Below are 9,953 nucleotides of genomic sequence, written 5' to 3' on the forward strand. Positions count from 1 at the left end.
TCACCGTTCAATATGAGCTTGATTTTCCATTCTTCTCTTCACTAGCTCCCAAGTAGGAGCCGCTTCCCAGTCGCCCTTCATTTGAATCACCATCGCGCCGTTCACGTTCGCCAGCTGCACAGCTTTCTCGAGCGGCCATCCTCGAAGCAGCCCGGACAGGAATCCCGCGCAAAAGCCGTCTCCTGCTCCGATCGTATCAACAACGTTGTCCACGTTCATGAATGGTACGCTGGTTACACCGCTTCGCTGAACAATACAAGTGTTCCGCTCGACTCCCTTCACCACGGATATGGCGTCCAGCTCGTTCAACCGGGGTCTCATACGTTCCCAATCGGATTCATCCAGCAGCAGTTTTAGTTCATCGAAGCCAGGGAGGAAGTAATCCGCCTCTTCCGCCAAAGACCAGATGACTTCCCTAGCCTTGGCAATGTCCCAAAGCTTCAAGCGCAAATTCGGGTCGAAACTAACCTTTACTACGTGCTTCTTCGCCATTCGAATGGCTTCACGCACGGTCTGTAGACAGTTATCGCTAAGTGCCGGGGTGATTCCGGTCACATGCAGGATTTGAGCCGAGGCGATATATGCTTCATCTAGATCGGCCGGAACCATATGGCTTGCGGCGGAATGTTTGCGATGATAATAGACGGAAACCTCTTGATACTGGACTTCCCTCATCATCATGCCCGTTGCATGCCCGTCATCCCACACAATACGTGAAACGTCGACCCCTTCCGCGCGCAGCTGTTTGGCGATTTTTTTCCCCACCGGATCGCTTCCCAAACGCCCGAACCAACCTGCTTCATGTCCGAGACGGCTGAGCCCAATCGCTACATTGCTCTCCGCGCCGCCAAATGAAAACTCCAGCGTTTGGCTGCTTTCAAGCGTCTTTTCAAACTGCGGCATAAGCAGGCCCATGCTTTCACCGAACGTTACGACTTCCGCCATTATCTCACCATCCATCCTCCGTCTACGCAAAGCACATGTCCAGCCATATAGTCAGATGCACGAGACGCCAAGAAGACGACGGCTCCGGCTAAATCTTCCGCCGTCCCCCATCTTCCAGCAGGAATCCGTTCAAGGATTTGTCGGCTGCGATTCTCATCGTTGCGGAGCGCTTCTGTATTGTCTGTGCTCATATAGCCTGGAGCGATCGCGTTCACCTGGACGCCTTTGGAAGCCCATTCGTTGGCAAGCGCCTTCGTCAAACCCGCCACCGCATGCTTGCTTGCGGTATAGCCCGGCACGTTGATGCCGCCTTGGAAGGACAGCATGGAAGCGATATTAATGATTTTTCCTGAACCTTGCTTGATCATTTCTCGACCTGCGAGTTGAGAAAGTGTGAATACAGAGTGAAGGTTTGTATCGATCACTTCCTGCCAATCCACAAAGGAATGGTCAGCCGCCGCTGTACGGTGAATGATCCCCGCATTGTTGACAAGGATGTCGAGCTTGCCGAACTCCGACAACGCCGCTTCGACGATCTTTGGCAGCGCCTGCTGATCGCTGACGTCCGCTTGAACAATGACAGCTTTACGACCTAAAGATTCGATCTCCTGCTTCGCTTCTTCCGCAGAGCTGCGGTTCGTAACAAGCACGACGTCCGCCCCAGCCTGCGCTAAACCAACCGCCATGGCGCGCCCGAGCCCTCTTGCCGCTCCAGTAACAACAGCGGTTTTTCCTGTTAGATCAAACCATTTCATCGATCTCATCCTTTTCATATCATGATATTCTATTCGGCAATTTCAATACGCACCTGCTCGGCGAGGAACGATTGCCGTACCTCCTCCGATAAACCTGCATCGGTAATAAAGCAATCAATGTCTTGAATCGAACCGAACGTATGCAGTGCTCCTCTTCCAAATTTGCTGTGATCCGCCACGCAAATAATCTCCTTTGCTCCATCCATCAGCGTTTTCTTCATCGGAATTTGTTCCCCCGAAAAGATGGACAATCCGTATTCCAAGTGAATGCCGGTTGTCGATAAAAACAGCTTATGAATGTTCAGCTCTTTTACCCATTCCATGGGATCGTGCTGAATAAGCAAATTGTTGTGGCTGAAGCCTCCCGGTACGACGAGCCGGGTATCTTCGCTGACCGCCAGCTCCCGAATAATCAGCAGATCATTGGTCACGACCGTCAGCGGCATACCCTTCAGTCGTTTGGCCATCTCCAAGGTGGTGCTGCCTCCGTCCAGTGCGATAATATCATGGGGTTCTATAAAATGCTCCACTGCAAAAAGTGCGATCTTCTCTTTTTCAGCTTGGTTGATCGTGTTCGGAACCTGAAGCGTGAAGGCGGGTTGTTCACCCGCCAAAGGAGGTACGGCACCGCCGTGGATTCTTTTCAACAGCTGTTTGCGTTCGAGCTTCTCCAAGTCCTCACGCACGGTTTTTTCTGTCACCTGGAGCAGCTGGCTCAGCTCAGAAACCTTGACGGTTCCTTCCGCCTGCAGCAGCTCCAATATTTTACGGTGCCTGTTTACTGCTAACATAACGTCCTCCCGCCCGCTTACGCCCTGAAGGCTACTTCAAGTCTTCCATCTGTACAACGTCCATGTCCTTGAACGTGTAGTTTTCACCGGCCATCGCCCAGATGAAGGCATAGTTGCTTGTTCCGGCACCGGAATGAATCGACCATGGAGGAGAAAGTACCGCTTGCTCGCTTTTCACAACAAGATGTCTTGTCTGCGACGGTTCACCCATCATGTGGAACACTCTAGCATTCTCATCCAGATCAAAATACAGGTATGCTTCCATGCGGCGGTCGTGGACGTGGGCAGGCATCGTATTCCAGATGCTTCCTGTATTTAGAATCGTCACTCCCATCATCAGCTGGCAGCTTTGCAAACCGTTATCATGAATGTACTGATACAGCGTTCTTTCATTGCATGCTTCTTTCGATCCGAGATGATTCGGTGTCGCTTCGGACTTTGCAATTTTAGTCGTTGGCAGCGTAGCATGAGCCAAGCTGGAGGTGAAATAAACCTTCGCGGGATTGTTCGCATCTTCACTGGATACTGCCAATTCCTTCGTGCCTTTTCCGACATACAGCGCATCCAATTTTTCCAGCGTGTATTTCACGCCGTCCGCTTCGATGACCGCAGGTCCGCCGATATTAATAAACCCAATTTCCCGGCGTTCTAAGAAATATTCCGTTTTCAATGTATCCGGATCTTCGATCTTCAGCGCTTCCTTCGCAGGCATAGCACCTCCAACAATCATTCGGTCATAGTGGCTGTATACCATTTTCAATTGACCCGAGACAAACAAATCCTCGATAAGAAAACGCTCTCTTAACTCCTCAGTCGTCAGTCTTTTAACATCCTCAGGGCTGTTCGCGTAACGAATTTCCATGAATGCTCACCTCATAAATAATAGTATTAATGCCTATTGTGATGCTCGTGTGTGTTTCTATTGTTGTTTGAAATTGTTCGTTATTGTTTATATTAGTTTATAAATGAACCAAAGTAAACCCATTTTTTACTTTCATTTGGCTGAATCATTGAACTTTAGGTGAAAAAATGCAATTGAGAGGAGGAACGAGAAAGTGAGCGGGGCGGGAGGAGCTAAATCTACCTGCCAGAAATGTATTTTTCAAAGTTAAATGTAACTTCTTGAGGCGCATTCTTAGTATCGAGATGGAACATTTGCGAACGAGGATGAAGGCAATTGGCAGTTGGGCATGTACCAGCAGGGAGATAAAACACCAGTATGGAGGCGGACACAGGAGTTAAGGTATAGGTGCAGAAATGCACTGAATATTTCGCAAAACGAGATTTTCGCAAAATGAGATTTTCGCAAAATGAGAACTTCACAAACCGAGAATTTGCCTTTCATTCAAGTGCATTTTTGCACCAAATCCTGTTTCATTCTGTAATTTGAACTAAATATAGTGCAGAATTGCACTATATTTTCACAAAACACGGATTATCCATGCATTCTAGTGCATTTTTACACCAGATTTGGTTTCAAACTGTAATATAGTCCGAATATAGTGCAAAATTGCACTTCATTTTTCGAAAACGCAGATTTACGGTTGGATATGGTGCATTTTTGCACCAGATTCGGTCGCAAGCTCCAAAATCTCAGCCTTCGTTCATTCTCTTGCAAGCTAATTTTCCATACTAGATGTATTTAACCTTATTAGAATTAGCGCAAGTAATTGAAGACGAGAAGGCATGCTGCTTATCCTAGCATTTCTATAATACGTTCACCTAGTAACATTGATATACACGCATCGCAAAAAGGCCGCTCCAACCGTCTTGGAACAGCCACCGTACATGAAACTCTCACTTTCAATAAGTGCGTCGCCCATCTCGAATCTCCCAGTTACCACGAAATCAAATCTTTAAGCTGAGCGATGCAAATAGAACGGAGAGAGGCACGTCTTGCCCGCTCCGCCCTCTTACAGCCGCTTTACATATTGGATGCCTGTTTCAGGAAGTACTGCTTCTTCGGCATGTAATGCTGCGTAGTGACATAGCGAATCGTCTGTGTCTTGGCTCTCATCACGATCGAATGGGTCTCAATTCTTTCACTCGAGATCCATTTCACCCCTTCGAGAAAACGTCCCGGTGTGATGCCCGTCGCCGCGAAAATCACATCATCGTTGCCGACCATATCCTCCAGCATGAGCACCTTCGATGGATCAGACAATCCCATATTGAGGCAGCGCTGATATTCCACTGGGTTGGAAGGCATCAGCCTCCCTTGTATTTCTCCGCCAATGCAGCTTAATGCAGCCGCAGCGAGCACCCCTTCTGGTGCACCGCCCGAGCCGACATATAAGTCGACACCCGATTCTTCGAATGCAGGGGCCATCGCACCCGCGACATCGCCGCCATTCAGAAGAATGATCTTCACACCCGCTTGACGAAGCGTTTGAATTTGGGCAGCGTGCCTATCTCTTTCGAGAATCATCACCGTTAAATCCTCGACTGGCTTAGCCAGTTCCTCAGCCGCTTTCCGCAGCGTGACATCGAGCGGATCACGCAGATCGAGCTTCCCTCTTAGACGTGGCCCAGCCGCCAGCTTTTCCATATAGATATCGGGAGCATGCAGAATATGGCCGGTTGGCGCAATTGCAATGACCGACATGGCATGATCGAGACCTTTGGCCACAATTTCCGTTCCTTCGAGCGGATCAACCGCAACATCCACACGAGGACCGCTGCCGTCGCCGACTCTTTCTCCAATATACAGCATCGGCGCCTCATCCATCTCGCCTTCTCCAATAACAACGGTCCCCTGCATGGCAACCGTCTCGAACATCGTTCTCATCGCCGCTGTCGCTGCGTCATCCGCCTGATGCTTGTTTCCACGTCCAATCCAAGGCGCCGAAGCCAGCGCCGCATGTTCCGTAACCCTCACGATTTCTAAAGCTAACTCTCTCTCCATCCTCTATTTCCTCCCCACGAGATTTTGCTCAGCCTCAAGAATCATTCCTGCCGTTTCCTCAATCGCTCGTTCAGACACATCAATGACCTTGCAGCCCACCTCTTGAAAAATCGAATGGGCGTACGCCAATTCCTCTTGAATTCGATCCAGGCTGGCATATTTCGCTTGATCATCCAGTCCCATCGCTTTCAATCTTTCTTTTCTGATCTTATGAATCCGTTCTGCCTGCATGGTCAGTCCGTATACTTTGGCTTTTTCGATGAGATAAAGCTCACGCGGAACTCTTACCTCAGGAATCAGCGGCAAATTGGCAACCTTCAATCCTTTATGAGCTAAAAAAATGCTGAGTGGTGTTTTTGAGGTCCGGGAAACGCCGATGAGTACGATGTCGGCTTGAATCAACCCTTTCGGATCCTTACCGTCGTCATATTTCACGGCAAATTCGACCGCCTCCACACGGTTGAAGTAATCATCATCCATTTGATGCAGCAGGCCTGGCTTTGCCAGCGGCAAGCCTTGAAATGTATCGACGAACGCCTGCATCATCGGACCCATCACATCGACGGTTCGGATGCCCATGCGAATCGATTCCCGCTTCATCATTTCCCGGAGCTCCGGCTGTACGAGCGTAAAAGCAATGAAGCTGCCCGCTTTAGCGGCTTCTTCAACAAGCTGTACAATCTCCTCTTCTCTCGAAATATGGGCAAAACGCTTTACTTTCACCTTCTGTGCAGCAAACTGCTTGATGGTCGCTTTGACGACCGCTTCTGCCGTTTCTCCGACGGAATCAGAACAAACGTAAATGACATGCTCTCCCTGAGTATCGTTCAATGTCTATTTCCCCCAAATCGTTTATGAACTCATCGTTTGATTGACGAAATCAACATACAGCTGTGTAATGATCGATTTGTTGATATTGCCGAGCACTTCATATTCGCCTTGTTCCGTCTCCTGCACCACAGGAAGGGAGTCAATCTCATGACGCAGCAGCTTTTCCGCCGCATGGACCACCTGTTCTTCCGGCGTCACGGTAACGAGCTTCGGCTGCCTCGTCATCACCATGCTGACTGGAATTGAAGCCGTATTGCTGTTGCCAAGCGTGACCTTCAAAAAGTCTTTCCTCGACACGATCCCGCTCAGAATTCCCTTCTCGTTAATGACAATTAAATGATCCGTATTCTCCAAAAACAAGGTGACGATGGAATCGTGCACCGATACCGTCTCTTTCACAATGACAGGCGATTGATATACATCCTTCACCTTTAGGCTTCTCAACTTCTCGGCATTTTGGCTGGCGGGCTGCAGTCTCTCTCCGATAAAATATCCGACCTTCGGCTTCGCCTTTAAAATATCAAGCATGACGAGTATCGACAGATCTGAACGAATCGTCGGTTTGCTGACCCCCAGCATCTCTGCAATCTGATCTCCAATCACCGGTTCATTCTTTTTCACGAGTTCAATAATTTCTTTTTGTCTGGCTGAAAGTTCGATGATCGCTTCCTCCTTCGATGCAGACGCCTTATGGATTTCCTAATATGTCCCATTTGATTTATTTATTTTATATCATAAACCTTCACTAGTGTTGCATTAAATATAAGCTTGGTTTTCAGAATACACTGAATATTCAAATTTTTATGTTTGTGGCACAAAAAAATCCTTTACAATGGAAAGTACAGGTGATTCCTGTCCAAATCCAATTGCANCAGGATAATAGGGGGGACATCTATGAAACTAGAAGTGACAAATCATCAGCTGCATGTTGGCGAAGTAAGAATTATCGGCATTTCCACATCATCGATTTTTTTAATCGGAGATACGGAGACGATCCAGCTTTCATCCGCATTCGACACTCCGGCGGAATCTTTAATCATTGGACCACTCGTGCCGATATCCTCTGAAACGGTTGCATAATGAGAACTGGACTGCATGACTTTAAAAGAATATCCGCTGTTGGTGCGATTCGCATTAAATCGATTCAATTTTCCAGTGTGTTTCAGGTAGGGGATAATGCTGCCGTGACACCTACGTCGAGGGCGCTGGCTGTGCAGCGTCAAATCTCTGAGTACAACGATGAAGAAGGGGACTTTGGATTTCCAATTTATAAGAGGAAGATTCGCCATATGTCTCTTACAGAGCCATTAGAATTAACACGCCGGTCGGTAGACCCCTTCATTACAGTGGATAGGGTCAATATATTCGGTATATCCGTTTCCGCAGTGTTCCAAGTCGGTTCGAATCGACTGATTGACAGTGACAGCCGTACGAAGCATATCCGTCAATTTATAACCGATATTCCCGAATCTCCTTCCTCATCTTCGACTTTGCCGGGACAGGAGGAAATAGGATTACATCAACTACCGTAAATCGGCTGCGCAATAAAAAGAGACTTTGGCCCCCATTCGGCTGAAGTCTCTTTCATGATTTACCACATCGAAAAGTTGAACTTGATAAAAGTACGAACGGTTCAAGCTTTTCTACATGCGATAAAAACTTCCGCTTCAACGGTAAGTGGATACTTCCGAAGCAGTGCGTTTTATTATAAAATATCTCTTTTTCGAAGCAGACGGATCAGTTTGATGAAGCTGTAGTTATCCTGTCCGTATAATTGCCTCACTTCGCTTACCCAGGGAGTGATCTCCATCTCCTTACTTTGCTTTCGGAGTTTCTTGCTTTGTGATTTCAGTTCCTTGTTCTTTCTTGCAAATTCCTTCTGAACTTTGGTCAGGGCATTCTTCCATTCATAGAGCTCTTTCTTTGAGTTCATCTCATTCGCCTCGCTGCGATACAGAATTGAAATATACTATGAATGGAACGGCTGTAATGTTCCTCCGCTTAGCTTGGAACCTCTACTCGAATGATGCATTCGTCGCGGTCGTAGCTTTTTCCGTTCACCCGGATGAAATTCGGAGTGATTTTACCGATCATTCCCTCAGGTTCAAGCAACACGAGAACATCATCCACGGTACGGCCCCAGACTTGGACGGGAACTTGCAATAATGCTGCAGTGAATAAATCCATATCGGTAGACAACGTTTTGGAGGAATTCATACGTATCCCCTCCTATCAGAATTAGCATAGTTTTATATTATACTATGGTTGATAGTCCATCACAACAAGAATTAAAACAATTATTCCATATGCCTCCACTAGTGTTGCATTAAATATAAGCTTGGTTTTCAGAATACACTGAATATTCAAATTTTTATGTTTGTGGCACAAAAAAATCCTTTACAATGGAAAGTACAGGTGATTCCTGTCCAAATCCAATTGCAAAGGACCGCTATGGACAAGAATACACTATTATCTTCATTTGGTAAATGGGTAGAGCCCATTAATTTTAAAAAACTTGAAAAACAAGTGAGTCATTTGAAACAAGATTACTATACAAAGAAGCTAACGACGAAGTCTTTACTGCTGTTATTGCTGCACGCACACCTAAATGAAAAGGAGAGCTTGCGAGCCATTTCCGACAGTGTCATCGAAGACGAATTACAAGAGGCTGTTGGTCTTGATTCGATCAGTGCTTCGCAGCTTTCTCGTAAAAACCAGGAAGTTGATCCATCTATCTTTGCGAACCTCTTTCTCGATCTGGTTCAGAAGATCCAGGGTAACAAGCAACATCGAAAAGTTAGCATGCCATTGAAAATCATTGATTCAAGCACGATCCCGTTGAATCTCACAAATTACAAGTGGGCAACTTTCCGAAAAACCAAAGCAGGCATCAAATTACACCTTCGTTTGGTATTTGTAGATAAAGACATGACTTATCCCGAGAAAGTGACCATTACACCAGCAGATGTGCACGATCATGAGCAACTTGAAGTTCTGGTCGATGAAAAAGAGGCCATGTACGTCTTTGATCGCGGGTATATGGATTACGAGATGTTCGACCGTTTTTTCGATGATGGCATTTTCTTTGCATCACGGCTGAAGAAAAACTCAGTCGTCCGAACGTTAGAACACTTTACGATCCCTGAAGATAGCAGCGTAACCTCCGACGCAATGGTCGTCATCGGAAGCACCCAGAAACGGACGGAAAATGTATTTCGTTTAGTTGAAACCGTTGATACTCAAGGCAAAGAAATCCGTATTATTACGAACCGTTTTGATTTGAGTGCTAACGAAATTAGCGACATCTATCGTTCACGCTGGGCGATTGAATTATTCTTCAAATGGCTCAAGCAGCATGTTCGAATTAAGACTTTTTATGGCACAAGTGAAAATGCGGTGCAAAACCAAATTTATGCCGCACTGATCGCCTACTGCCTTCTCGTACTTGTTAGAATGGAAACCGAGGCGAAACAATCGTTGCTTCAACTTAGGCGTTGGCTTCAAGCATTACTCTGGAAGCCATATACAAAATGGTTCCGTCGCATTCAATGGAGAAGCCGAGGAAGTACATAGACCCATAACATGTCGTTGTCCGCTAAAGTCTAACTGTATATATTTACCAAATGGATAGGAGCACCTTATTGCTTAGCATTTAACTTTTTAGCTCCTTCACCTGGAAACTAATAATCTGAATTATCTGAAAATATTTATGCAACGCTAGTGATA

Annotated in this window: 12 protein-coding genes; 3 read left to right on the plus strand and 9 right to left on the minus strand. The window is 46.6% G+C overall.

Annotation, left to right across the window (positions count from 1 at the left end; translation table 11 throughout):
- From ACFPXP_RS04905 to ACFPXP_RS04935, 7 genes are all read right to left on the minus strand, one after another.
- Nucleotides 1-945 (minus strand): sugar kinase, encoded by a 945-nt coding sequence (locus ACFPXP_RS04905; RefSeq protein WP_379892937.1) that lies wholly within the window; start codon nt 943-945, stop codon nt 1-3.
- Entirely contained in the window at nt 945-1,700 is a 756-nt protein-coding gene (gene kduD, locus ACFPXP_RS04910) for a 2-dehydro-3-deoxy-D-gluconate 5-dehydrogenase KduD (protein ID WP_379892940.1), read from the minus strand. Before kduD ends, ACFPXP_RS04905 begins: the two co-directional genes overlap by 1 nt.
- A gap of 29 nt (nt 1,701-1,729) precedes the next feature.
- Nucleotides 1,730-2,491 carry a DeoR/GlpR family DNA-binding transcription regulator gene (locus ACFPXP_RS04915; protein WP_379892942.1) on the minus strand — a complete coding sequence of 254 codons (762 nt, stop codon included), beginning with the start codon at nt 2,489-2,491 and terminating at the stop codon, nt 1,730-1,732.
- 31 nt (nt 2,492-2,522) lie between these two features.
- Nucleotides 2,523-3,353 carry a 5-dehydro-4-deoxy-D-glucuronate isomerase gene (gene kduI / locus ACFPXP_RS04920; protein WP_379892944.1) on the minus strand — a complete coding sequence of 277 codons (831 nt, stop codon included), beginning with the start codon at nt 3,351-3,353 and terminating at the stop codon, nt 2,523-2,525.
- A gap of 1,062 nt (nt 3,354-4,415) precedes the next feature.
- Nucleotides 4,416-5,396, minus strand: a complete 981-nt coding sequence (gene glpX / locus ACFPXP_RS04925; protein WP_379892947.1) for a class II fructose-bisphosphatase — start codon at nt 5,394-5,396, stop codon at nt 4,416-4,418.
- A 3-nt stretch (nt 5,397-5,399) separates the two neighbouring features.
- Complete coding sequence (locus tag ACFPXP_RS04930) at nt 5,400-6,227, minus strand: pyruvate, water dikinase regulatory protein (RefSeq protein ID WP_379892949.1); 828 nt, start codon at nt 6,225-6,227, stop codon at nt 5,400-5,402.
- A gap of 21 nt (nt 6,228-6,248) precedes the next feature.
- Nucleotides 6,249-6,923 carry a CBS domain-containing protein gene (locus ACFPXP_RS04935; protein WP_379892968.1) on the minus strand — a complete coding sequence of 225 codons (675 nt, stop codon included), beginning with the start codon at nt 6,921-6,923 and terminating at the stop codon, nt 6,249-6,251.
- A 198-nt stretch (nt 6,924-7,121) separates the two neighbouring features.
- Between ACFPXP_RS04935 and ACFPXP_RS04940 the strand changes: the two genes are divergently transcribed.
- Nucleotides 7,122-7,307, plus strand: a complete 186-nt coding sequence (locus ACFPXP_RS04940) for a spore gernimation protein GerPD (protein WP_379892951.1) — start codon at nt 7,122-7,124, stop codon at nt 7,305-7,307.
- Nucleotides 7,307-7,759, plus strand: coding sequence for a spore germination protein GerPE (locus tag ACFPXP_RS04945; RefSeq protein ID WP_379892953.1), 453 nt, complete (start codon nt 7,307-7,309; stop codon nt 7,757-7,759). Before ACFPXP_RS04940 ends, ACFPXP_RS04945 begins: the two co-directional genes overlap by 1 nt.
- Before the next feature lie 173 nt (nt 7,760-7,932).
- On the opposite strand, the gene ACFPXP_RS04950 is transcribed toward ACFPXP_RS04945, so the two are convergent.
- A complete protein-coding gene (locus ACFPXP_RS04950) occupies nt 7,933-8,160 on the minus strand; it encodes a hypothetical protein (RefSeq protein ID WP_379892955.1) in 228 nt (75 codons plus the stop codon).
- Nucleotides 8,161-8,228: 68 nt separating this feature from the next.
- The gene (locus ACFPXP_RS04955; RefSeq protein WP_379892957.1) at nt 8,229-8,444 is read right to left on the minus strand and encodes a hypothetical protein; all 216 of its coding nucleotides are present in this window, start codon (nt 8,442-8,444) and stop codon (nt 8,229-8,231) included.
- A gap of 234 nt (nt 8,445-8,678) precedes the next feature.
- On the opposite strand from ACFPXP_RS04955, the gene ACFPXP_RS04960 reads away from it, so the two are divergent.
- Nucleotides 8,679-9,800, plus strand: a complete 1,122-nt coding sequence (locus tag ACFPXP_RS04960) for an IS4 family transposase (protein WP_379892959.1) — start codon at nt 8,679-8,681, stop codon at nt 9,798-9,800.
- The last annotated feature ends 153 nt before the right edge of the window (nt 9,801-9,953 follow it).

The sequence above is a fragment of the Marinicrinis lubricantis genome (assembly GCF_042658665.1).
GTDB classification, from domain to species: Bacteria; Bacillota; Bacilli; order Paenibacillales; family KCTC-33676; genus Marinicrinis; species Marinicrinis lubricantis.